Genomic DNA, 22,089 nt, shown 5'->3' on the forward strand with positions numbered 1-22,089 from the left:
GTATTCCGCCGGATCAGTCCACCGTCACCGGTACGCGGTGACCGAGGACACGCTCCGGAGCGGCCTCGCGGACCGCCGTACGAGCGGCCGGCGCGGCGGCGGAACCAGCCCCGGAGCCCTCCACGGAACCCCCCGCGGAGCCACCCCCGGAAACAGTCTCCGAAGCAGTGCCGGAGGCCGCGGTGGAGCCGGCAGGGGCAGCAGCCGCGCCCGCCCCCCGCACGATCCGGCTCGGGGCCTTCGGCGCCAGCCGCGACCGCAGGGCCACGACCGTCACCAGCGCCAGCGCGGTGGCGACCAGCGGCACCAGGAACCCGGCGCCGGACCCGTACGAGTCCGTCAGCCGGCCCGCGACCGTCACGGCCGCGGCCTGGCCGAAGGCGACCGCGCCGGTCAGCCAGGTGAAGGCCTCGGTGCGCGAGGCGGCCGGGACCAGCCGCTCGACCATCGTGTAGCCGGTGATCAGGGCCGGGGCGATGCTCAGGCCGACGACCAGGCCCAGCGCGCCCAGCAGCAGCGCGTCGTTCGCGGCCCACAGGACGGAGGCGGCGGCGGTCAGGGCGACGTAGCCGAGGATCAGGCGGCGGCGCGGGCCGATCTTCCAGGCGATGGCGCCGCAGGCGATGCCCGCGATCATGTTGCCGGCCGCGAAGACGCCGTACAGCAGGCCGTTCGCGGAGGGGTTGCCGATCTCCTCGGAGAAGGCGGCCAGGGAGACCTGCATGCCGCCGAAGACGGCGCCGATGCCCAGGAAGGCCACGATCAGGACGCGGACGCCCGGCACGGACAGCGCGGAGGCGTGCTTCTCGCCCGTCAGGGAGCCGCGGCCCGCCGGCTTGGGCTGGGTGCGCCGCTGCGCGGCGAAGAGCAGACCGCCGATCAAGGTCAGCGCGGCCTCGGTGATCAGGCCCGCCGCGGGGTGGACCTGGGTGCACAGGAAGGTCGCCAGCACCGGGCCGACGACGAAGGTGAACTCGTCCGTCACGGACTCGAAGGCGGCGGCGGTCGGCAGCAGGTGCGCGCGCTCGCCCTCCAGCTTGGCGGCCCAGCGGGCCCGGACCATGGGGCCGACCTGCGGCACCGAGGCGCCCGCGGGTACGGCGGCCAGCGCGAGCGCCCACAGCGGGGCCCCGAGCAGTGCGAGGGCGGTCAGGGCGCTGACGGCGGCGGCGTGCGCGAGCACGACCGGCACCAGGACGGCGCTCTGGCCGATGCGGTCGGCCAGCTTGCCCATCTGCGGGGCGAACAGGGCCATGGAGACGCCGGTGACGGCGGCGACGATGCCCGCGCTGCCGAAGGAGCCGGTGGTGTGCTGGACGAGCAGGACGATGCCGATGGTCAGCATCGCGAAGGGCTGCCGGGCGGCGAACCCCGGGAGCAGGAAGCTGAGGGCGCCCGGCGTGCGCAGCAGCTGCCCGTAACCCGCTCGGGACTTCTCGGTCGTGACCGCGGATGCCACGGCCTGGCCTTTCTGCCACCTGGTAGGGCCCCCGTCTGCGGACGGTGCGTGCTTTGTGGGCCGCACCCGTACATCGGAGCCCCGAGAGCTGTCCTCATGCGCAGAACCGAGTGATACCTGGGCCACCCACTGCGGGAGGGGGCCACGGCCGCCGAGCGGTCGCGCCAGCTCTGCATCAGGCAGAGTTGGTCGATTGGTGTGTCTTCATGGTACAGGGATGTGCTGCGGGCGCACCTGTGATTCCTGAGACAGCGGGTGAGTTCACCTACGTTTAACGAGGCGTTTGGGTGGGCACGCCTCCGCTGTCCGTAATGCGCGCGAGTGCGGCCCTGCCGCCGCTCGAGGCATCCTCGTAGGAACCTACGAGCCTACGGTCCGCCCGTCCCCAGCCAGCCCGCCAGCTTGCCGCCCCGCGCCACCGCGCGCAGCCGCGCCTCGGCCGCGTCCCGCACCGGGTCCGTGGCCACGACGAGCAGCTCGTCCCCGCGCCGCAGCACGGTCGACGGCAGCGGTACGAAGCTCTTCTCGTCCCGCACGACGAGGGTCACGGAGGCCCCGGCGGGCAGCCGCAGCTCGCTGACCTCGACCCCGTGCATCCGCGAGGCCTCGGGGATGGCGAAGGAGAGCAGGTGCCCGCGCAGCTTCTCCAGCGGGGCGGACTCGATGCCGAGGTCGCTGGCGCCCCGGTCGGAGTCGCCCAGGTTCAGCTTGCGGGCCAGCCACGGCAGGGTCGGGCCCTGGATCAGGGTGTAGACGACCACGAGCACGAAGACGATGTTGAAGACCCGCTCGCTGCCCTCGATCCCCGAGACCATGGGGATCGTGGCCAGGATGATGGGCACCGCTCCGCGCAGCCCGGCCCAGGACATCAGGGCCTTCTCCTGCCAGGGCATCCGGAACGGCAGCAGGCTGATGAAGACCTCCAGCGGCCGGGCGACCATCGTCAGCACCAGGCCGACGAGTACCGCGGGCCAGAAGTCGTTGACGAGCTCGTGCGGGGTCACCAGCAGGCCGAGCAGGACGAACATGCCGATCTGGGCTATCCAGCCCAGGCCGTCTGCGAACCCCCGGGTCGCCGGCCAGTGCGGCAGCTTCGCGTTGCCGAGCACCATCGCGGCCAGGTAGACGGCGAGGAAGCCCGAGCCGTGCGCGAGCGCGCCCGCCGCGTACGCGACGACGGCGATGGCCATCACGGCGATCGGGTAGAGGCCGGACGCGGGCAGGGCCACGTGCCGCAGGCCGAACGCGCCCAGCCAGCCGACGGCGAGGCCGATGGCGGCGCCGATCGCCAGCTCCAGTGCGATCTTCGCCACGAGCACGTACCAGGAGTCGACCGGTCCGACGGTGGCGAAGGCCACGACGAGGATGACGACCGGGGCGTCGTTGAAGCCGGACTCGGCCTCCAGGACGCCCGTCACGCGCGAGGGCAGCGGCACCTTGCGCAGGACGGAGAAGACGGCCGCGGCGTCCGTGGAGGAGACGACGGCGCCGATCAGCAGGGCCTGCCGCCACTCCAGCCCGACCAGGTAGTGGGCGCCCGCCGCGGTCACGCCGACGCTGATCGCGACGCCCACCAGGGAGAGCGAGACCGCGGCCGGCAGGGCCGGTCTGACCTCTTTCCACTTCGTGCCGAGACCGCCCTCGGCGAGGATCACCACCAGCGCCGCATAGCCGATGACCTGCGTGAGCTCGGCGTTGTCGAAGACGACGTTGCCGATCCCGTCCTGTCCGATCGCGATCCCGATGCCCAGGTAGATGAGCAGGCTGGGGAGGCCGCTGCGCGAGGAGATGCGCACGGCGGCCACGGCGATGAGGAGGACGGCCGAACAGATCAGCAGAAGCTCGTTGAGCTGGTGGACGGTCAGCGCACGGCCCTTTCCCTGGAAGCGGTCTTCGGGGGCGCCGGATCGTTTCGCTGCGCAGCGTGCCGTGACGACACGGGGGAGTTCCGGCCCGGCGGCCAGTACTTCGTTACCTTACCTAATCTTTGACGATTTCTTGACTCCCTTGCCACATTGTGAAACGCCTGTTCGACAAAGTCCCTGACACCGCGTCCGAACGGGGTGGACGCTGCGCCTATGGTTGCTCCCAGCACTCCAGGACCACACTGCCCCCTCGAAGGACAGCGATGCCCGCGAACGAATCCGCCCCTTCCCCCAAGAAGAAGGGACGACGAGGCCGTCTGATCGTCCTCGTCCTGGTGCTGGCGCTCGTTGCGGGCGTCGGCTACGGCGCCTACTGGACGGTGGACGGCGTCCGCGCCTCCTTCCCGCAGACCACCGGGACCCTCAGGCTCGAAGGCCTGTCCGCCCCCGTCGAGGTCAAGCGCGACGGCAAGGGCATCCCGCAGCTCTACGCGGACACGGACGAGGACCTGTTCCGCGCCCAGGGCTTCGTGCAGGCGCAGGACCGCTTCTGGGAGATGGACGTCCGCCGCCACATGACCTCCGGCCGGCTCTCCGAGATGTTCGGCAGCGGCCAGGTCGAGACCGACGCCTTCCTGCGCACCCTCGGCTGGCGCCGGGTCGCGCAGACCGAGTACGACACCAAGCTCTCCCCGGAGACCAAGAAGTACCTCCAGGCGTACTCCGAGGGGGTCAATGCGTACCTCAAGGGGAAGTCCGGCAAGGACCTCTCCGTCGAGCACGCGGCCCTCAAGCTCACCGACGACTACGCCCCCGAGCCCTGGACCCCGGTCGACTCCGTGGCCTGGCTCAAGGCCATGGCCTGGGACCTGCGCGGCAACATGCAGGACGAGATCGACCGCTCCCTCATGGCCGGCCGCCTCTCCAAGAAGCAGATCTCCGAGCTCTACCCGCCCTACCCCTTCGACCGGAACCGCCCGATCGTCGAGGGCGGCACCGTCGACTCCTCCGACGGGTACGTCCCCCAGGGCGGGTCCTCCCGCGCGGGCGGCTCGAACGGCTCCTCCTCTTCGGACGGGGGCTTCAGCGGCATCAGCGCCCAGGGCGGCACCGGCGAGGGCCTCAAGGCCCAGCTCAGCGCCCTGTCCAAGACCCTCGACGAGATCCCCGCCCTCCTCGGCCCCAACGGCAGCGGCATCGGATCGAACTCCTGGGTGGTCGCCGGCACCTCCACCACCACCGGCAAGCCCCTGCTCGCCAACGATCCGCACCTCTCCCCGCAGCTGCCCTCGGTCTGGTACCAGATGGGCCTGCACTGCCGCACCGTCTCGGCGCAGTGCCGCTACGACGTCTCCGGCTTCACCTTCTCCGGCATGCCGGGCGTGGTCATCGGCCACAACAAGGACATCGCCTGGGGCATGACCAACAACGGCGCCGACGTCACCGACCTCTACCTGGAGCAGATCACCCCCGAGGGCTACCGGTACGACGGCAAGGTCCTGCCCCTCACCACCCGCGAAGAGGTCATCGAGGTCGCCGGCGGCGAGAGCAAGACCATCACGGTCCGCTCCACCAACAACGGCCCGCTGGTCTCCGACCGCAGCGACGAGCTCGCCGCCGTCGGCTCCCGCGCCCCCGTCCCGACCTCCGCCCCCGACCGCGGCACCGGCTACGGCGTGGCCCTGCGCTGGACCGCCCTCGACCCGGGCAGGTCCATGGACGCCGTCTTCAAGCTCAACCGCGCCAAGGACTTCGACTCCTTCCGGGCCGCCGCCCGCGACTTCGAGGTCCCCTCGCAGAACCTGATCTACGCCGACGGCAAGGGCGCCCACGGCAACATCGGCTACCAGATGCCCGGCCGGATCCCGCTGCGCGGCGCCGGCGACGGCAGCACCCCCGCCCCCGGCTGGGACTCGAAGTACGCGTGGAAGTCCGCCAGGGCGGGCGCCGCTGACGGGGACGGCTCCGCCTCCGACGGGAGCTCCACCGGCAGCGACGCCGAGACCGACGGAGACGGCGGCTGGATCCCCCAGGAGGAGCTGCCCTGGGAGTACAACCCCAAGCGCGGGTTCATCGTGACCGCCAACCAGGCGGCCGTGCAGACCGGCGAGGGCAAGTACCCGTACACGCTGACCACCGACTGGGGCTACGGCGCCCGCAGCCAGCGGATCAACGACCTCATCGAGGCGAAGGTCAAGGACAGCGGCAAGGTCTCGACCGACGACATGCGCACCATGCAGATGGACAACAGCAGCGAGATCGCCACGCTGCTCGCGCCCGTCCTGTCGAAGATCCAGGTCTCGGACCCGGACGTCCGCCGGGCCCAGAAGCTGCTGGAGGGCTGGAACTACACCCAGGAGCCCGACTCGGCCGCCGCGGCGTACTTCAACGCCGTCTGGCGCAACATCCTCAAGCTGGCCTTCGGCAACAAGATGCCCAAGGAGCTCCGCATCGAGGGCAGCTGCCTCTACGTCCACTCGCCCGACAGCAGCGGCCCGGCCGACGACCTGGCCGAGCTGGTGCGCGAGTGCGGCGAGCGCGACGAGGAGTCGGCGCAGCCCGACGGCGGCGACCGCTGGTTCGAGGTGGTCCGCCGGCTGATGCAGGACGAGAAGTCGGACTGGTGGAAGTCCCCGGGCACCCGCCTGGACGAGGCCACCGACACCCGCGACGAGCTGTTCGCCCGGGCCATGGAGGACGCGACCTGGGAGCTGACCGCCAAGCTCGGCAAGGACAGCGGCACCTGGAGCTGGGGCCGCCTGCACCAGCTGACCCTGAAGAACCAGACCATCGGCACCGAGGGCCCCGGCTTCATGCAGTGGCTCCTCAACCGCGGCCCGTGGAACCTGGGCGGCGGTGAGGCCACCGTCAACGCCACCGGCTGGAACGCCGCGAGCGGCTACGGGGTCACCTGGGTCCCGTCCATGCGGATGGTCGTCAACCTCAACGACCTGGACAAGTCCCGCTGGATCAACCTGACCGGCGCCTCCGGGCACGCCTACAGCAGCCACTACACGGACCAGACGGACCTGTGGGCCAGGGGCGAGCTCCTGGAGTGGCCGTTCAGCAAGGCGGCGGTCGACAAGGCGACCGCCGACACGCTGACGCTCGAGCCCTGACGGGGGCCCCGGCCCTCAGAAGCGCGTGACCCCCGCCGGGGTCACCACCGCCTGGACGGGGTGGTCGTGCGGCTCCTCCGGGACCCGCGCGACCACCTCGTGCGCGTAGAGCAGCACGACGAGGGCCGGCTGCGCCCCGGCCCGCCCGAGCCGGGCGAGCACCCGGTCGTACGAGCCGCCGCCCCGGCCCAGCCGCATCCCGCGGCCGTCCACGGCGAGCCCGGGCAGCAGGACGGTGTCGGCGGCGGTGACCGCCCCGGGGCCGAGCCGGGGCCCGGCCGGCTCCAGCAGCTGCATCTTGCCCGCGTGCTGCACCGGCGCCAGGCTCCCGGGACCTTCGTACAAGGCCCAGTCGAGGTCGTTGTCGGGCATCAGTACGGGCAGCAGGACCCGGATCCCGCGCCCGTGCAGGGCGTCGAGCAGGGCCTGCGTACCGGGCTCGGAGCCGACCGAGACGTACGCGGCGACCGTCCTGGCAGCCGACAGCTCCGGCAGCCCGAGGGCCTGCCGGGCCAGCCCGCGGGCCGCGGACTCCCTGTCCTGCGGGGACAAGGCGCGACGGGCGGCGAGCAGTTCGCGCCGAAGGTCCGATTTGGCGGAACGGTTCTCTCCCACGTGGAGTTCTCAAACCCTTCTAAATCAGCTGCTATTTACCTGAATCTCACCTTGCTCACCAGCACAGGGGCTATCGTGCCGCCATGACGATGTCGCACTCAGTGATCACCAAGGCTGTCATCCCGGCAGCCGGACTCGGCACCCGCTTCCTGCCGGCCACCAAAGCCACCCCCAAGGAAATGCTGCCGGTCGTCGACAAGCCGGCGATCCAGTACGTGGTGGAGGAAGCCGTCTCGGCCGGACTGACCGACGTCCTGATGATCACGGGCCGCAACAAGCGACCGCTCGAGGACCACTTCGACCGGAACTACGAGCTCGAGTCGGCCCTCGCGGCCAAGGGCGACGACGACCGCCTGAAGAAGGTCCAGGAGTCCAGCGACCTGGCCACCATGCACTACGTCCGCCAGGGCGACCCGCGCGGCCTCGGCCACGCCGTGCTCTGCGCCGCGCCCCACGTGGGCCGCGAGCCCTTCGCCGTACTCCTCGGCGACGACCTCATCGACCCCCGCGACCCGCTGCTCTCGCGCATGGTGGACATCCAGGCGCGCACCGGCGGCAGCGTCATCGCCCTCATGGAGGTCGATCCGTCCCAGGTGCACCTCTACGGCTGTGCGGCCGTGGAGAAGACCGACGAGGACGACGTCGTACGAGTCACCGGACTGGTCGAGAAGCCCGATCCGTCGGAAGCTCCGAGTAACTACGCGGTCATCGGACGGTACGTCCTGAACCCCGCCGTGTTCGACATACTGCGTGAGACCGAGCCGGGCCGCGGTGGGGAGATCCAGCTCACCGACGCCCTGCAGAAGCTTGCCGAGGACGAGTCCGTCGGCGGCCCGGTGCACGGGGTGGTCTTCACGGGCCGCCGCTACGACACCGGCGACCGCGGGGACTACCTCCGCGCCATCGTCCGACTCGCCTGCGAGCGCGAGGACCTCGGCCCGGAGTTCCGCAGCTGGCTCCGCAGTTACGTCGACGAGGAGATGTAGCACCTTGAGCAGCACCGCACCGCAGGACACCGGCCGCCAGCGCCTCTGGTCGGTGGACGAGCACCTCTCCGACATCCTCGCCGCGGTCCGCCCGCTGGAGCCGATCGAGCTCCAGCTGCTGGACGCCCAGGGCTGTGTCCTGGTCGAGGACGTCACCGTGCCCGTCGCCCTGCCGCCCTTCGACAACAGCTCCATGGACGGGTACGCCGTCCGGGTGGCCGACGTCCAGGGGGCGAGCGAGGAGTTCCCCGCGGTGCTGACGGTCGTCGGGGACGTCGCGGCGGGCAGTGGCGAACTGCCCGCCGTGGGACCCGGCGAGGCCGCCCGCATCATGACCGGCGCCCCCCTGCCGCCCGGCGCGGAGGCCGTGGTCCCGGTCGAGTGGACCGACGGCGGCGCCGGGGCCGGTGCCGTCTCCGGGATGACCCCCGCCAGCGAGGCCCCCGAGGGCGCCGCCGGCACGGTCCGGGTGCACCGGGCCGCGGAGGCCCGCGCGCACGTCCGCTCCCGCGGCAGCGACGTCCAGGCCGGAGACCTCGCGCTCAGCGCCGGCACGGTCCTCGGCCCCCCGCAGATCGCCCTGCTCGCGGCCATCGGCCGGGGCACCGTCCGGGTCCGCCCCCGCCCGCGCGTGGTCGTGCTCTCCACCGGCAGCGAACTGGTCCAGCCCGGCGAACCCCTGACGGACGGCCGGATCTACGACTCGAACAGCTTCGCCCTCGCCGCCGCCGCCCGCGACGCCGGAGCCATCGCCTACCGCGTCGGCGCCGTCGCCGACGAGGCCGAGACCCTCCGCTCCACCATCGAGGACCAGCTCATCCGCGCCGACCTGCTGGTCACCACCGGCGGGGTCAGCGTCGGCGCGTACGACGTGGTCAAGGAGGCCCTGTCCTCCGTCGGCGACGAGGACGAGCCCGGCAGCGGCATCGACTTCCGCAAGCTCGCCATGCAGCCCGGCAAGCCCCAGGGCTTCGGCTCCATCGGCCCCGACCACACCCCGCTGCTCGCCCTGCCGGGCAACCCCGTCTCCTCGTACGTCTCCTTCGAGCTCTTCGTGCGCCCCGCCATCCGCGCCCTGATGGGCCTGCCCGAACTGCACCGCCCGGTGGTCCGCGCCGTCCTCGACTCGGAGAAGGCCATCGGCTCCCCGGCGGCCCGCCGGCAGTTCCTGCGCGGCGCGTACGACTCCGAGCGGGGCACGGTCAGCCCCGTGGGCGGATCCGGCTCGCACCTGATCGCCGCGCTGGCGCACGCCGACTCGCTGATCGTCGTACCGGAGGACGTCACTTCGGTGGAGCCCGGCACCGAGCTGGAAGTGGTCCTGCTCCGCTGAACGTGCGCGGGTGCGGGTAGCGTGTTGGCCCACACAGGCCTCGCACGAACGTCTGCGGGCCCGGACCGGGAGCGGCACAACCACATGAGTACCCCAGGTGCGCAGAACAGGCTGACCCACATCGACGAGGCCGGCGCGGCCCGGATGGTCGACGTCTCCGAGAAGGACGTCACCACCCGCACGGCCCGCGCCAGCGGGCGGGTGCTCGTCTCCCCGCGCGTCGTGGAACTCCTGCGCGGCGAGGGCGTCCCCAAGGGCGACGCCCTCGCCACCGCCCGCATCGCCGGGATCATGGGCGCCAAGAAGACCCCCGACCTGATCCCGCTGTGCCACCCCCTCGCCGTCTCGGGGGTCAAGCTGGACCTGTCCGTGGCCGACGACGCCGTGGAGATCCTCGCCACCGTCAAGACCACCGACCGCACGGGCGTCGAGATGGAGGCCCTGACGGCCGTCGCGGTCGCCGGCCTCACCGTGGTCGACATGGTCAAGGCCGTCGACAAGGGCGCCGTCATCACGGACGTGCGCGTGGAGGAGAAGACCGGCGGCAAGTCGGGCGACTGGAGCCGCGCGTGACCACCCCCGGCGGCCCCGCAGCCGCCCTGCGCGCCCTGGTCGTCACGGCCTCCAACCGCGCCTCCGCGGGCGTCTACGAGGACAAGGGCGGCCCGCTCCTCGTTGCCGGCCTGACCGCACTCGGCTTCGCCGTGGACGGGCCGCGCGTGGTCCCCGACGGCGACCCGGTCGAAGCGGCCCTGCGCGAGGGCGTCGCCGCCGGGTACGACGTCATCCTCACCACCGGCGGTACGGGCATCTCGCCCACCGACCGCACCCCCGACGCCACCGCCCGCGTCCTGGACTACGAGGTCCCCGGCATCCCGCAGGCGATCCGCGCCGAGGGCCTGGCCAAGGTGCCCACGGCCGCCCTGTCCCGGGGCCTGGCCGGGGTGGCGGGCCGCACCCTGGTCGTGAACCTGCCCGGCTCCCCGGGCGGGGTCCGCGACGGGCTCGCCGTACTGGACCGCATCCTGCTGCACGCCGTGGACCAGATCCGCGGCGGCGACCACCCGCGACCCACCGGGAGCACGAGCTGAACCGTCCCTCCTGGCCGGCGGTGCTGGCGGACGGCCCCGTCGTCCTCCGGCCGATAAGGCTGCGCGACCAGGCGGCCTGGCGCGAGGTCAACCGGCGCAACCGCGAGTGGCTCAGGCCCTGGGAGGCGACCATCCCGCCGCCGGCCCCCTGGGGCCCGGTGGTCGAGCGCCCCACCTACCGGCAGATGGTCCGCCACCTGCGGGCCGAGGCGAACGCCGGCCGGATGCTGCCCTTCGTGATCGAGTACGAGGGCCGGATGGCCGGGCAGCTGACGGTCGCCGGGATCACCTGGGGCTCGATGTGCGCGGGGCACGTGGGGTACTGGGTGGACCGCGAGGTGGCGGGCCGCGGGGTCATGCCGACGGCGGTCGCGCTGGCGGTCGACCACTGCTTCGGCACGGTCGGACTGCACCGCATCGAGGTGTGCATCCGCCCCGAGAACGGGCCGAGCCGCCGGGTCGTGGAGAAGCTCGGATTCCGCGAGGAGGGGCTGCGGCCGCGCTACCTCCACATCGACGGCGCCTGGCGGGACCACCTGGTGTTCGCCCTGACGGCCGACGAGGTTCCGGAGGGGCTGCTGCGCCGCTGGCACCGGACACGGTCCGACGGAGCACAGAAATAAAAAGTTTGTTCGAATTACCGACTCATTCATCCATAAACTGATCCGAAGAATCACAAAAAAAGTCCGTGATATCAGCCAGATCGTGCGACACACCGGCCCAATTGGCGGATGCCGTCGCCCGTACCCCTCTACGGTGTGAGATGTGAGCAGCAGCGGCCTCATCTACGCAGTCATTGTCGGGGCCTGGGCCGCCTACTTGGTGCCCATGTGGCTCCGGAGGCAGGACGAGCTGAACGAAGCCCGTCCGACGGAACGCTTCTCCACCGCCATCCGGCTCTTGTCGGGCCGGGCCGGTATGGAGCGCCGTTATGCCAAGGAATTGCGTGAGCGCGGTGCAGAGGCGCAGCCCCTGACGGAGCCGGCCGACCCGGTGGACCCGGACGCCGCGACGGAAGCGATCAGCTCCGTCGAGGTCGACGCCCGGGCCTTCGGCGTGCCCGCGACCCGTACGGACCCCAGGCCCCTCCCGGAGGAACCGGCGGACTGGGCGCACCGCGAACGCGAGGAGCAGTCCGCCGCCGAGTCGGCCGGGGCGGCCGCGGCGGAGCGCGCCCGGCGCCAGCGCTCCCAGGTGCTGGCCCGCCGCCGGCGCACCACCGCGATGCTCTTCCTCGCCTTCACCCTCGGCGCCGTCGTCGCCGCGGTCGGCGGCCTGCACCTGCTGTGGGTGCCCGGCATCCCGGCCGTCATGCTCAGCGCCTACATCGCCCACCTGCGGATCCAGGAGCGGCGGCGGTTCTCCTTCACCATGGACCGCCGCCGGGCCGAGGCCGCGGCGCGGCACCTGCGCGAGAACCGCACCCGCCGCCACGACCCGGACACCGGCGCCGGACCCGCCCCGGCCGAGCCCGAGCCCGCCCCCGCGGTCTCCCCGCAGGAAGCGGGCCGCCGGGCCCTCGTGGAGCAGACCGACCACGCCGAATGGGTGGACCAGCAGCGCGAGCGCGAGCGCGGCCCCGCCCGCGGGGACAGCTGGGAGCCCGTACCGGTCCCGCTGCCCACGTACGTCACCGCGCCCGTGGCCCCGCGGGCCTCGGGCCCGGCCGAGTCCTGGAGCGCCGCCCGCTCCAGCACCGCCGAACCCACCGACCCGCGGCTGCGGGCCCGCACCCAGGACGCGGGCCGCGGCGCGCAGGGGCGGAACCCCGGCCGGGCGGCCGGAGGGAAGGGCGGCGCGGCGCAGGAGCCGGAGGCCCCCGCCCCCGCTCCGAACGAGCGCCAGCAGCGCCCGGCCGACCGCCGCCGGCCGCGCGAGCGCGGCCGCACGCCGCTGTTCGACCAGTACGAGTCCGAGGACCGTCCGAGGGCCGCGAACGAGTGAGGCATGACCTGCGGGGATCGGATTTTTGGATCCGCCGACGGGGATGCTAATGTTTCACACGTCGCAAGGGCCTGTGGCGCAGTCTGGTAGCGCACCTCGTTCGCATCGAGGGGGTCTGGGGTTCAAATCCCCACAGGTCCACAGACATAGAGGTCCCGCCCGATCATCAGATCGGGCGGGACCTCTGCTTTTGTTCCCCTTCCCCGCCCCTTTCAGGGGCCCTTCGGCGGCTGTTCGCCGAGCCGGGCGGTGAGCTCCTCGACGAAGGCGGCGAGGTGCGGGGCCGGCGGGTCGCGGCGGGTGGCCAGGAACCAGGTGCGGGTCAGGGGCTCGGGGCCGAGCGGCACCAGGGCGAGGGAGTGCGAGGCGGCGTACGGGGCCGCCACCCAGTGGGGGAGCACGGTGACCCCCTGTCCGCCGGCCACCATCTCGATCAGCAGGTCCGTGATCACCGGCACGGTGCTGATCCGGGCCGGGCGGGCGCCGTGCGGGACCGGGAGCGGGAACGAGGGGATGCGGTTCTGGTCGTAGACCTCGTACAGCACCAGGTGCGCGCCGGTGAAGTGCTCCGCGGCCACGTGGGGGAGGCGGGCCCACGGGTGCTCGGCCGGGACCACGGCCACCATCTCGTCCTGGAAGAGCGGTACGGCGCGCACCCGGTCCATCTCCACATCGGGCTTGGTCACCAGCGCCACGTCGATCCGGTCGCTCAGCAGGGCGCGTACGGGGGCGTCGTCGGCGGCCGTGACGATGCGGACCTCGGCCTCGGGGTGCCGGGCGCGGAAGGCCCGCAGGACCGGGGGCAGCCACGGGAAGGTGGTGCTGCACTGCGCGGTGAAGCGGACGTGCCGGTCCCGCCCCTCGCGCATCTCGCGCAGGTCGCGGGTGACCGACTCCAGTTCGCCGAGCACCTGACGGGCCGCCACCAGCATCCGGCGGCCCGCCGCGTTCGGGACCAGGCGGCGGCCGCTGCGCTCGAACAGGCGCATGCCGAGACGGTCTTCGAGCCGGGTCAGCCGCTGGCTGAGGGCGGGCTGGCTGACGAAGAGCCGCTCGGCGGCGGCGGTGAGGCTGCCGGCCTCGGCGGTGGCGGAGATCAGTTCGAGGTCCCGCAGGTCCATATCCATTGCCATAACCGCGGATTATGACAGGCTTCGATCTTCGTCGTGGCGTTATGGATGGCGGCCTCCTAGGTTCGTACGTGCCGGACCACCGGCATGCAGGCCCTCCAACGGGCATACGAACCAAGGGAGTCCACCGTGTCCTCTGCACCGCACCCCACCACCCCGCCCGCCCGCACCCGCACCGCCGTGGTGACGGGATCGTCCGGCGGCATCGGGCTGGACATCGCGCGGGCCTTCCTGGCGGACGGCGCCAACGTCGTGCTCAACGGGCGCGACCCCGGGCGGCTCGCCACGGCCGCGGCCGGGCTGGGGCATCCGGAGCGGGTGGCGCAGGTGGCCGGGGGCATCGGATCGGCCGCCACCGGGGCGGCCCTGGTGCGAACCGCCGTGGCGCGGTTCGGCGGGGTGGACGTCCTGGTCAACAACGCAGGGACCTTCGCCCCGAAGCCCTTCACGGAGGTCACCGAGGAGGAACTCGACGGCTACCTCTCCGGCAACCTCAAGGGGACCTACCTCACCACGCAGGCCGTGGTACGGCAGCTGCGCGCCCAGGGGCGCGGCGGCAGCATCGTCAACATCGGCACCGTGCTGGTGGACCACGGCCTCGCCGCGCTGCCGGCCAGCGCGCCCGTGGTGAGCAAGGGCGGGGTGCACGCCCTGACCACGAGCCTTGCGGCCGAGCTGGCCGCCGAGGGCATCCGCGTCAACCTGGTCGCCCCCGGCATCGTCCGCACCCCGCTGCACGCGGGCGGCGAGGTGGACTCCCTGGCCGGCCTGGCGCTGCTCGACCGGGTGGGGGAGGCGCCGGAGATCGCGGAGGCCGTCCTGTACCTGGCGGGGGCGGAGTTCGTCACCGGCCACGCGCTGCGGGTGGACGGCGGGCACGTCACGGGGCGCCGCGCGGTGTGAGCGGCCCATGGGGCTGGGGGCGGGGGCCTGCCGGCGGTGGGGGCCGCCGGCAGGCTTTCACCGGAGGGGTGGTGAGGGGGGTGCGGTGCGTCGGGTCAGCAGGTGCGCCCCACGTACCAGGCGCCGTCGATCTTGCTCGCAGAGCCCAGCCAGGTGTCGCCGGGGCCCACGCAGCGCTCGTAGTTCGGCCCCCAGACCTCCACCTCGATGACCACGCGGGTATTGGTCGCGCAGTGGTTGTACCAGGCGTCGGAATGGGTCTCGTAGAACCCGCAGGGGTTGGCGGCGGCGGGGGTCGCCGTCGCCGTGCCGAGGCCGAAGAGCAGGGCGGTGGCGGCGAAGGTCGCCGCGAGGGAACGCGGGAAGCGCATGACGGAACTCCTGAAGGTAAGGGCTCGCTGCGGAAAGTAGCGAACTGCTTACGGAGAGTGTTTCGATCATGCTGGTCTGGAGTCACGCCCCTTCGCTCGTACGAGCGAATCTCTTCACTGGATCCGGTGAGTGGGGGTTTGCGTCGAATCCCGGGCTGCCGTGACCGTGACCGTGGGTGACGCGGGCGGCCGCGTGCCGCGCCGGGTGGCCGTCGTACCGCCTGGTGGTACGTAGAGCACGGTGCGGGTGCCGGCCAGCGGCGGCTTTTGCCCAGCCGAGGGCGGCCCGGAGGTCGCTGAGTCGGCCGTGGCTGTGTAGCGATCCGCCGCGGCTTGTGGTCTTTCCGCCCGGAGGGCGGGGGTCAGCCGGGGCTCTGGCCAGCCTGGCGATTCGGACCGGCCGGGTTCCTGGTCCCCCTGCTGCTTTTTCTCCTGTGGCTGCTGGCAAGTCTGGGACTTGCCGTCCCGTGGTGGCCTGTCAAGGGTGGCCCGCAGGGCCATCGCGCAGCGACGCGAAGCGCCCTTGACAGGGTGCCGCGGGACGGCCGCACCCTCAGACATGCGAGCAGACACCGGAGAACCTTCCCGACCCGGGTAAGGGGTCAGAGAGGTGGGCCCGGGGTCGGGGGGCCGCTGCGCGGAGCCGGTTCCCCTACCCGCCCCTTCCCGAACTGGGGCTCCGCCCCAGACCCCGCGCCTCAAACGCCGGCGAGGCTGGATAGACGGGCTCTAGACGGGACCCGGAGGTGACCCGACCCTGCGCCGGGACTCCGGCCAGCCTGCTGATCGCGTTCGGGTTGAGCGCCGTACCCCGGACCGCCGTGGGGGTGGTGGGCAAATGCCGGTCGGGTGGGGCGTGCTGGCGGGGGTGGTGACGCGGTGGGCTGGAGCGTGTGGCGGTGGCGCGGGTAGGGGGCTCGTGCCGCGGGCTGCTGTGGGGGCGGTGACGCGGTGGGCTGGAGCCTGAGGTGGAGGTGGCACGGGTGAGGTGGGGGCTAGCACCGCGGCCGCTGTGGGGGTGGGGGCGTGGGTGGGCTGGAGCGTGTGGCGGTGCCCGCGCCCCCGCCCCAGGCCCGGCGTCCGCTCCTCAGGGCGTGAGGGGTTTTGACATGCAGCGGCTGTTTTCGTAGGTGCGGTAGAGGCCGAACTTCTTGCAGTAGTCGTAGCCGCTGGAGAGGTAGAGGGCGATGGCCTCCGGCTGCTGGTCGCCCGTTTCCAGGGCCATGCGGGTGCGGCCGGCCGCGCGGGCGTCGGATTCCAGTTCGGCCAGGATGCGGCGGGCCAGGCCCAGGCCGCGGGCCTCCGGGACCACGTACATGCGCTTGATCTCGGCGTCGCCGTCGGAGTAGCCCTCCTCGTTCTCCTCCTGCGCGCGCCAGGCGCCGCTGGCCACGGGTGCGCCCGCGGCGTCGTAGGCGAGGAGGTAGAGCCCGTTCGGGGGAGCGAACATCGCCGGGTCGAGCGGGGTCGCGTCGCCCTCGCCCTGGTAGCGCTCGCGGTATTCGAGCTGGACCTGGTCGTTCAGCTTCACCGCGTCGGGGTGGTCGTAGGTGGTGGCGCGCAGTTCGATCCCGTTCGACATGCGGACATCGTACGGAAGGGGCTGCGGGGCGGAGGTAAGGTGCCCGGATGCTTCTCACCGTTACCTCCGTGAATGTGAATGGGATCCGGGCCGCCGCCAAGAAGGGCTTCGTGCCGTGGCTGGCCGGGACCGGCGCCGATGTGGTCCTCCTCCAGGAGGTCCGGGCCGAGGCCGGGCAGATTCCGGACGGGGTCCGGGAGCCCGAGGGCTGGCACACCGTCTTCGCGCCGGCCGCGGCCAAGGGGCGGGCGGGGGTCGCGGTGTACTCGCGGCGGGCTCCGGAGCGGGTGCAGGTCGGGTTCGGCAGCGACGAGTTCGACGGCAGCGGGCGCTACCTGGAGGTCGACCTGCCGGGTGTGACCGTGGCCAGCCTCTACCTGCCCTCGGGCGAGGCGGGGACCGAGAAGCAGGAGGAGAAGTACCGGTTCATGGCGGAGTTCCTGCCCTACCTCGCCGAGCTGCGGGTACGGGCGGCGGCCGGGGGCCGCGAGGTGCTGGTGTGCGGCGACTGGAACATCTGCCACCAGGAGGCCGACCTCAAGAACTGGAAGACCAACCGCAAGAACGCCGGGTTCCTCCCCGAGGAGCGCGAGTGGCTGGGGAAGGTCTACGGCACCGCCGAGGGTGAGGGCGGGTACGTGGACGTGGTGCGCGCGCTGCAGCCCGAGGGCGAGGGGCCGTACTCCTGGTGGTCCTACCGGGGGCGGGCCTTCGACAACGACGCCGGATGGCGCATCGACCTGCACGTGGCCACCCCGGGGCTGGCCGCGCGGGCCGTGAAGGCGCAGGTGGAGCGGGCCGAGACGCATCCCGAGCGGTGGTCGGACCACGCGCCGGTGACCGTCGTCTACGAGGTCTGAGGAGTCTGGGAAGTCCGGGAAGGGGGCGCGGCGGGCGTCCGGCCAGGCTCTCCGTCCCCCGGCCCGTCCCCCTCCCCGTCCCGCGTCCGGCCCGTGGCGTGGAGTCTGCGGTCCATGGCCATGGAGAGTTCCGCCTCGATCACGCTCTTGGCCAGGGGGCGCAGCCGGTCCATGGCCGCCGGGAAGTCCTCCGGGGCCGGCGGGGGCAGGTGTGCCGTGACCAGGTCGGCGAAGAGTTCCGCCATCGCGTCGGCGTGCGCGCGGACCCGGCGGCCCGCCTCCAGGACGGCCGCCAGCGGGACGCCCTCGCGGACCAGGGCGGAGGAGACGTCGAGCAGGCGGCGGCTGACGTGCACGATCTCGTCGCCGTCGACGGCGAGGTAGCCCAGGGCGAGGGAGGCGGCCAGGTTCTCGGGGGTGACCTCGCCCTCGAAGTAGTCGGCCAGGGCCTCGGGCGTCAGCCGGACCGGGGTCTCCTCGGACCAGCCGAGGCCCGCCCCGCCGCCGAGGCCGAGCAGTTCGCCGAGCTGGCCCACGTCCCGGCCGCTCTCGAAGGCGGCGGTCAGTTCCGCGATGCCGCCGAGGGTGTGGCCGCGCTCCAGGAGGGCGGTGATGGTGCGCAGCCGGGCCAGGTGGTGTTCGTCGTACCAGGCGATGCGGCCCTCGCGGCGCGGCGGCGGGAGGAGTCTGCGCTCGCGGTAGAAGCGCACGGTGCGCACCGGCAGCCCGGCCGCCTCGGCGAGCTCGTCCATCCGGTACTCGCGTACGGTGCTGGGCGAGGGCGAGGGCGAGGGCGAGGGCGGTTCGGCTTTTCGGGCGTCCGGTGCCGCGGGTTCTTCGTGTTCCACCACGGGCGCAGCCTATGGGGTGGGCTTCGTACCGTCGGTAACTTTCCCTGCGCGGCCCCTACCCATGAGTACGGAGCTGCTCTACCCTCCGAATCGTGCCAGTGATTGCTGGCAAGGTCGTGGTACTCGGGACAGGGACTGCGGGAGGGCGGCGGCATGACCGATCGTGAGAGCGGGCACGTGCGCGAGGACGGGCGCGAGCACGTACGGGTGGCGGTGATCGGATCCGGGTTCGGCGGCCTGGGTGCCGCGGTCCGGCTCCGCCGCGAGGGGATCACCGACTTCGTCGTGCTGGAGCGCGCCGGATCCGTGGGCGGCACCTGGCGCGACAACGACTACCCCGGATGCGCCTGCGACGTCCCCTCCCACCTGTACTCCTTCTCCTTCGCCCCCAACCCCGACTGGCCCCGCACCTTCTCCGGCCAGCGCCACATCCGCGCCTACCTGGAGCAGGTCGCCGACACCTTCGGACTGCGCCGGCACATCCGGCTGGACACCGAGGTGCGGATGATGCGCTGGAACGCCGAGGAGCTCTACTGGGAGATCGAGACCTCCGCCGGGGACCTGGTCGCCGACGTGGTCGTCTCCGCCACCGGGCCGCTCTCCGACCCCAAGACCCCCGAGATCCCCGGGCTCGCGGAGTTCCCCGGCAAGGTCTTCCACTCCGCCCGCTGGGACCACGACTACGACCTGCGCGGCAAGCGGATCGCCATGGTCGGCACCGGCGCCTCCGCCATCCAGATCGTGCCCGCCATCGCCCCCGGGGTGGGCCGGCTCACCCTCTTCCAGCGCACGCCCCCCTGGGTGCTGCCGCGCACCGACCGGGCGATCAGCGGGGCGGAGCGCTGGCTGCACCGCCAGCTGCCCTTCACCCGGGCCGCCCGCCGCGGACTGCTCTGGGGGATCCGGGAGCTCCAGGTCAGCGCCTTCACCAAGCACCCCGACCAGCTCGGGCTGATCGAGTCCATGGCCAGGGCCAACATGGCCCGCTCGATCAAGGACCCGGCGCTGCGGGCCAAGCTGACCCCCTCGTACCGGATCGGCTGCAAGCGGATCCTGCTCTCCAGCGAGTACTACCCGGCCCTCGCCCGCCCGAATGTCGACCTGGTCGCCTCCGGGCTGTCCGAGGTCCGCGGGAACACCCTGGTCGCCGCGGACGGTACGGAGACCGAGGTCGACGCGATCATCTTCGGGACCGGCTTCCACGTCACCGACATGCCGATCGCCGACCGGGTGGTGGGCGCCGACGGCCACACCCTCGCCGAGAGCTGGAAGGACGGCATGCAGTCCCTCCGCGGGGCCACCGCCGCAGGCTTCCCCAACTGGATGACGATCATCGGCCCGAACACCGGGCTCGGCAACAGCTCGATGATCCTCATGATCGAGTCCCAGCTGAACTACATGGCGGACTACCTGCGCCAGCTCGGGATGCTCGGGGGCCGCGCCGCCCTGGCCGCCCGGCCCTCGGCCGTGCACGCCTGGAACCGCCGGGTGCAGGACCGCATGACGCGCACCGTCTGGAACACCGGCGGCTGCACCAGCTGGTACCTCGACGCGAACGGCCGCAACACCACCGTCTGGCCCGGCACCACCGGGGAGTTCCGGCGCGAGACCCGGGCCGTGGACCTGACCGAGTACGAGGTCGTGCGCCACCGGGACCGGGGCCGGGCCCGCGCCGCCGTGGCCGCCGTGCCCGCCCCCGCCGCGCCGCCCGTCTCCGCCCCCGCCGGGCCGCCCGCCGCCGCGGACGCCGGGACCCCCGCCGCAGCGGAGGGGGCGGCATGAGCCGCCTGACGCGCCTCCCCGGGCCGCCGCGGCCGCCCGCGGCCCGGCGCGAGCTCGTCGCCCTCTCCGCCGACGGCTCCCGCCTCCACGTCGAGGAGTACGGGCCCGCGGACGCCCCGGCGGTGGTCCTCGCCCACGGCTGGACCTGCTCCACCGCCTTCTGGGCCGAGCAGATCCGCGCCCTGTCCGACGGCCACCGCGTGATCGCCTACGACCAGCGGGGCCACGGCCGCAGCCCCGCCGCCCACCGGTACACCGCGGACGCCCTGGCCGACGACCTCACCGCCGTCATGGACGCCGTCCTCGCCCCCGGGGAGCGGGCCGTGGTCGCCGGGCACTCCATGGGCGGGATGACCGTCATGGCCGCCGCCGGCCGCCCCGCCTTCACCGGGCGCGCCGCCGCCGTCCTGCTGTGCAGCACCGGCAGCTCCCGGCTGGTCGAGGAGTCCCTCGTGCTGCCGCTGCGGCCCGGACCGGCCCGCACCCGCATCACCCGGGCCGTGCTCGGCTCCCGCGCCCCGCTCGGCCCGGTCAACCCCGTGGCCCGCGCCGTGCTCAAGTACGCCACCATGGGGCCCGGGGCCGCCCCGGACCGGGTCGACGCCTGCGCCCGGATCGTGCACGCCTGCCCGGCCCCCGTGCGCCACGCCTGGTCCCACGTCCTGGCCGGGCTCGACCTCGACCACGGGGTCCGCGCCCTGCGGGTGCCCGCCGCCGTACTCGCGGGCACCGCGGACCGGCTCACCCCGCCCGTCCACGCCCGCGCCCTCGCCGCGGCCCTGCCGCAGTGCACGGGCCTGACCGAGCTCACCGGCGTGGGCCACATGACTCCGGTGGAGGCCCCCGAGGCCGTCACCGCCCTGATCGCGGGGCTGGTCGCCGACCACCTCACGGCGGCCGCACCCGCACCCGCTGCCGTACCCGCTTCCGTACCTGCCCAGCACTCTCAGCAGTCCCAGCAGTCCCACCCCGCCCAGGAGGAGACGCCGTGAGCACGCGCAGCAGTCTGGAAGGCCAGGTCGCCGTCGTGACGGGCGCGGCCCGCGGGGTCGGGGAGCTGCTGGCCCGCAAACTGTCCGCGCGCGGGGCGAGGATCGCCCTCGTGGGGCTGGAGCCCGAGGCCCTCAAGGAGGTCTCCGAGCGGCTCCACACCGACAGCCACCACTGGTACGCCGACGTCACCGACCACGAGGCCATGGCCCGGGTGGCCGAGGAGGTCAAGCAGCACTTCGGCAAGGTGGACATCGTGGTCGCGAACGCCGGGGTGGCCGCGGGCGGCCCCTTCGCCGCGTCCGACCCCGGGGCCTGGCGCCGCGTCATCGAGGTCAACCTGATCGGGAGCGCCGTGACGGCCCGGGCCTTCCTGCCCGTGCTGACCGAGAGCCGCGGCTACTTCCTCCAGATCGCCTCCCTCGCGGCGATGACCCCGGCCCCGATGATGACGGCGTACTGCGCCTCCAAATCCGGGGTCGAGGCCTTCGCGCACTGCCTGCGGGCCGAGGTCGGGCACAAGGGGGTCAAGGTGGGCGTGGGCTACCTGTCCTGGACCGACACCGACATGGTGCGCGGCGCCGACCAGAACGAGGTCATGAGGGAGCTGCGGCAGCGGCTGCCCTGGCCGGCGAACCGCACGTACCCGCTCGGCCCGGCCGTGGACCGGATCGTCGCGGGGATCGCCCGCCGCAGCGCCCACGTGTACGCGCAGTGGTGGCTGCGCGGGATGCAGGGCACCCGCGGCTACCTGCCCGCGCTCATCGGGACGGTCGGACAGCGGGAGATGCGGCGGTTCGAGCCCCGGCTCGCCGGGGCCCCCACCGGGCTGGTCGGCGCGGGCGGCGCCGCCGACGAGGAGGCGCGTGCCCGGCGTCACTGAGGGTCATCGTCCGAGGTGCGGGGCGCGCCGCCCCGTGTGAGGCTGGTCGGGCCACCCACCGAAACCCCTCCAGGAGGGAACCGCATGGGCATCAAGGACCAGTTCGAGGAAAAGGCCAGGCAGCTCCGGGAACGGGCGCAGCAGGGCGCTCAGGGCGCGCAGGACGAGGCCTCCGAGCGGGCCGCGCAGGCGAAGGAGCAGAAGGACTCCCCGCAGCAGTCCTTCGACGACCTGCGCGACGAGCTCGACGGGAAGTAGCCGCCAGGCGTCCGGGAGCCCGTCGCGCCGGGGCGCCGTTCCCGACTGCTACCGGGAATCGCACACG

The 22,089-nt window shown here is 73.0% G+C and carries 20 protein-coding genes and 1 tRNA gene; 14 read left to right on the top strand and 7 right to left on the bottom strand.

The genetic code is table 11. The features are described 5' to 3' along the window. Window positions 1–13: 13 nt before the first annotated feature. The gene (locus ACZ7JZ_RS06525) at window positions 14–1,459 is read right to left on the bottom strand and encodes an MFS transporter (RefSeq protein ID WP_470933868.1); all 1,446 of its coding nucleotides are present in this window, start codon (window positions 1,457–1,459) and stop codon (window positions 14–16) included. 368 nt (window positions 1,460–1,827) lie between these two features. Then, window positions 1,828–3,324 (bottom strand): potassium/proton antiporter, encoded by a 1,497-nt coding sequence (locus ACZ7JZ_RS06530; protein ID WP_470934188.1) that lies wholly within the window; start codon window positions 3,322–3,324, stop codon window positions 1,828–1,830. 263 nt (window positions 3,325–3,587) lie between these two features. Here ACZ7JZ_RS06530 and ACZ7JZ_RS06535 point away from each other — a divergent pair, with 263 nt between their 5' ends. Continuing rightward, window positions 3,588–6,443, top strand: a complete 2,856-nt coding sequence (locus ACZ7JZ_RS06535; RefSeq protein WP_470933870.1) for a penicillin acylase family protein — start codon at window positions 3,588–3,590, stop codon at window positions 6,441–6,443. 15 nt (window positions 6,444–6,458) lie between these two features. Here the strand turns inward: ACZ7JZ_RS06535 and ACZ7JZ_RS06540 are convergent, their stop codons facing one another. Next, on the bottom strand, window positions 6,459–7,058 hold the full coding sequence (locus ACZ7JZ_RS06540; protein WP_470933872.1) for a 5-formyltetrahydrofolate cyclo-ligase: 600 nt from the start codon (window positions 7,056–7,058) through the stop codon (window positions 6,459–6,461). Between the two features lie 83 nt (window positions 7,059–7,141). On the opposite strand from ACZ7JZ_RS06540, the gene galU reads away from it, so the two are divergent. From galU to ACZ7JZ_RS06575, 7 genes are all read left to right on the top strand, one after another. Then, entirely contained in the window at window positions 7,142–8,044 is a 903-nt protein-coding gene (gene galU / locus ACZ7JZ_RS06545; RefSeq protein WP_470933874.1) for a UTP--glucose-1-phosphate uridylyltransferase GalU, read from the top strand. Window positions 8,045–8,048: 4 nt separating this feature from the next. Next, on the top strand, window positions 8,049–9,377 hold the full coding sequence (gene glp / locus ACZ7JZ_RS06550) for a molybdotransferase-like divisome protein Glp (protein WP_470933876.1): 1,329 nt from the start codon (window positions 8,049–8,051) through the stop codon (window positions 9,375–9,377). Between the two features lie 84 nt (window positions 9,378–9,461). Next, window positions 9,462–9,950 (top strand): cyclic pyranopterin monophosphate synthase MoaC, encoded by a 489-nt coding sequence (moaC, locus tag ACZ7JZ_RS06555; RefSeq protein ID WP_470933878.1) that lies wholly within the window; start codon window positions 9,462–9,464, stop codon window positions 9,948–9,950. Continuing rightward, on the top strand, window positions 9,947–10,468 hold the full coding sequence (locus ACZ7JZ_RS06560) for a MogA/MoaB family molybdenum cofactor biosynthesis protein (protein WP_470933880.1): 522 nt from the start codon (window positions 9,947–9,949) through the stop codon (window positions 10,466–10,468). The genes moaC and ACZ7JZ_RS06560 overlap by 4 nt, the downstream gene beginning before the upstream one ends. Beyond that, a complete protein-coding gene (locus ACZ7JZ_RS06565; RefSeq protein WP_470934190.1) occupies window positions 10,465–11,091 on the top strand; it encodes a GNAT family N-acetyltransferase in 627 nt (208 codons plus the stop codon). Before ACZ7JZ_RS06560 ends, ACZ7JZ_RS06565 begins: the two co-directional genes overlap by 4 nt. Before the next feature lie 142 nt (window positions 11,092–11,233). Continuing rightward, the gene (gene sepX / locus ACZ7JZ_RS06570) at window positions 11,234–12,412 is read left to right on the top strand and encodes a divisome protein SepX/GlpR (RefSeq protein WP_470933882.1); all 1,179 of its coding nucleotides are present in this window, start codon (window positions 11,234–11,236) and stop codon (window positions 12,410–12,412) included. Window positions 12,413–12,479: 67 nt separating this feature from the next. Beyond that, window positions 12,480–12,553 (top strand) — tRNA-Ala (locus tag ACZ7JZ_RS06575). A gap of 71 nt (window positions 12,554–12,624) precedes the next feature. Here the strand turns inward: ACZ7JZ_RS06575 and ACZ7JZ_RS06580 are convergent. Continuing rightward, on the bottom strand, window positions 12,625–13,545 hold the full coding sequence (locus ACZ7JZ_RS06580; RefSeq protein ID WP_470933884.1) for a LysR family transcriptional regulator: 921 nt from the start codon (window positions 13,543–13,545) through the stop codon (window positions 12,625–12,627). A 126-nt stretch (window positions 13,546–13,671) separates the two neighbouring features. On the opposite strand from ACZ7JZ_RS06580, the gene ACZ7JZ_RS06585 reads away from it, so the two are divergent. Continuing rightward, window positions 13,672–14,445 carry an SDR family NAD(P)-dependent oxidoreductase gene (locus ACZ7JZ_RS06585; protein ID WP_470933886.1) on the top strand — a complete coding sequence of 258 codons (774 nt, stop codon included), beginning with the start codon at window positions 13,672–13,674 and terminating at the stop codon, window positions 14,443–14,445. Window positions 14,446–14,540: 95 nt separating this feature from the next. Here the strand turns inward: ACZ7JZ_RS06585 and ACZ7JZ_RS06590 are convergent, their stop codons facing one another. Continuing rightward, entirely contained in the window at window positions 14,541–14,816 is a 276-nt protein-coding gene (locus ACZ7JZ_RS06590; RefSeq protein WP_470933888.1) for a DUF6355 family natural product biosynthesis protein, read from the bottom strand. A 1,087-nt stretch (window positions 14,817–15,903) separates the two neighbouring features. Beyond that, entirely contained in the window at window positions 15,904–16,398 is a 495-nt protein-coding gene (locus tag ACZ7JZ_RS06595; protein WP_470933890.1) for a GNAT family N-acetyltransferase, read from the bottom strand. A 47-nt stretch (window positions 16,399–16,445) separates the two neighbouring features. Between ACZ7JZ_RS06595 and ACZ7JZ_RS06600 the strand changes: the two genes are divergently transcribed. Next, entirely contained in the window at window positions 16,446–17,258 is an 813-nt protein-coding gene (locus tag ACZ7JZ_RS06600; protein ID WP_470933892.1) for an exodeoxyribonuclease III, read from the top strand. Here ACZ7JZ_RS06600 and ACZ7JZ_RS06605 read toward each other — a convergent pair. Continuing rightward, window positions 17,246–18,010 carry a MerR family transcriptional regulator gene (locus tag ACZ7JZ_RS06605; RefSeq protein ID WP_470934192.1) on the bottom strand — a complete coding sequence of 255 codons (765 nt, stop codon included), beginning with the start codon at window positions 18,008–18,010 and terminating at the stop codon, window positions 17,246–17,248. The genes ACZ7JZ_RS06600 and ACZ7JZ_RS06605 overlap by 13 nt on opposite strands. Window positions 18,011–18,262: 252 nt before the next feature. Between ACZ7JZ_RS06605 and ACZ7JZ_RS06610 the strand changes: the two genes are divergently transcribed. The 4 genes from ACZ7JZ_RS06610 to ACZ7JZ_RS06625 all read left to right on the top strand — a co-directional run bounded on the left by ACZ7JZ_RS06610 (window position 18,263) and on the right by ACZ7JZ_RS06625 (window position 22,022). After that, window positions 18,263–19,891, top strand: coding sequence for a flavin-containing monooxygenase (locus ACZ7JZ_RS06610; protein WP_470933894.1), 1,629 nt, complete (start codon window positions 18,263–18,265; stop codon window positions 19,889–19,891). Continuing rightward, on the top strand, window positions 19,888–20,883 hold the full coding sequence (locus ACZ7JZ_RS06615) for an alpha/beta fold hydrolase (protein ID WP_470933896.1): 996 nt from the start codon (window positions 19,888–19,890) through the stop codon (window positions 20,881–20,883). The genes ACZ7JZ_RS06610 and ACZ7JZ_RS06615 overlap by 4 nt, the downstream gene beginning before the upstream one ends. Continuing rightward, a complete protein-coding gene (locus ACZ7JZ_RS06620; protein WP_470933898.1) occupies window positions 20,880–21,764 on the top strand; it encodes an SDR family oxidoreductase in 885 nt (294 codons plus the stop codon). Before ACZ7JZ_RS06615 ends, ACZ7JZ_RS06620 begins: the two co-directional genes overlap by 4 nt. Window positions 21,765–21,848: 84 nt before the next feature. Then, the gene (locus tag ACZ7JZ_RS06625; protein ID WP_470933900.1) at window positions 21,849–22,022 is read left to right on the top strand and encodes a hypothetical protein; all 174 of its coding nucleotides are present in this window, start codon (window positions 21,849–21,851) and stop codon (window positions 22,020–22,022) included. Window positions 22,023–22,089: the final 67 nt, after the last annotated feature.

This window comes from Streptomyces sp. NPDC038213 (assembly GCF_055600495.1).

Excerpts from the sequence above, each read along its gene's own strand:
- ACZ7JZ_RS06535 (WP_470933870.1), top strand. The coding sequence starts at position 3,588 with ATGCCCGCGAACGAATCCGCCCCTTCCCCCAAGAAGAAGGGACGACGA.
- galU (WP_470933874.1), top strand. The coding sequence starts at position 7,142 with ATGACGATGTCGCACTCAGTGATCACCAAGGCTGTCATCCCGGCAGCC.
- moaC (WP_470933878.1), top strand. The coding sequence starts at position 9,462 with ATGAGTACCCCAGGTGCGCAGAACAGGCTGACCCACATCGACGAGGCC.
- ACZ7JZ_RS06580 (WP_470933884.1), bottom strand. The coding sequence starts at position 13,545 with ATGGCAATGGATATGGACCTGCGGGACCTCGAACTGATCTCCGCCACC.
- ACZ7JZ_RS06590 (WP_470933888.1), bottom strand. The coding sequence starts at position 14,816 with ATGCGCTTCCCGCGTTCCCTCGCGGCGACCTTCGCCGCCACCGCCCTG.
- ACZ7JZ_RS06595 (WP_470933890.1), bottom strand. The coding sequence starts at position 16,398 with ATGTCGAACGGGATCGAACTGCGCGCCACCACCTACGACCACCCCGAC.
- ACZ7JZ_RS06600 (WP_470933892.1), top strand. The coding sequence starts at position 16,446 with ATGCTTCTCACCGTTACCTCCGTGAATGTGAATGGGATCCGGGCCGCC.
- ACZ7JZ_RS06605 (WP_470934192.1), bottom strand. The coding sequence starts at position 18,010 with ATGGACGAGCTCGCCGAGGCGGCCGGGCTGCCGGTGCGCACCGTGCGC.
- ACZ7JZ_RS06610 (WP_470933894.1), top strand. The coding sequence starts at position 18,263 with ATGACCGATCGTGAGAGCGGGCACGTGCGCGAGGACGGGCGCGAGCAC.
- ACZ7JZ_RS06615 (WP_470933896.1), top strand. The coding sequence starts at position 19,888 with ATGAGCCGCCTGACGCGCCTCCCCGGGCCGCCGCGGCCGCCCGCGGCC.
- ACZ7JZ_RS06625 (WP_470933900.1), top strand. The coding sequence starts at position 21,849 with ATGGGCATCAAGGACCAGTTCGAGGAAAAGGCCAGGCAGCTCCGGGAA.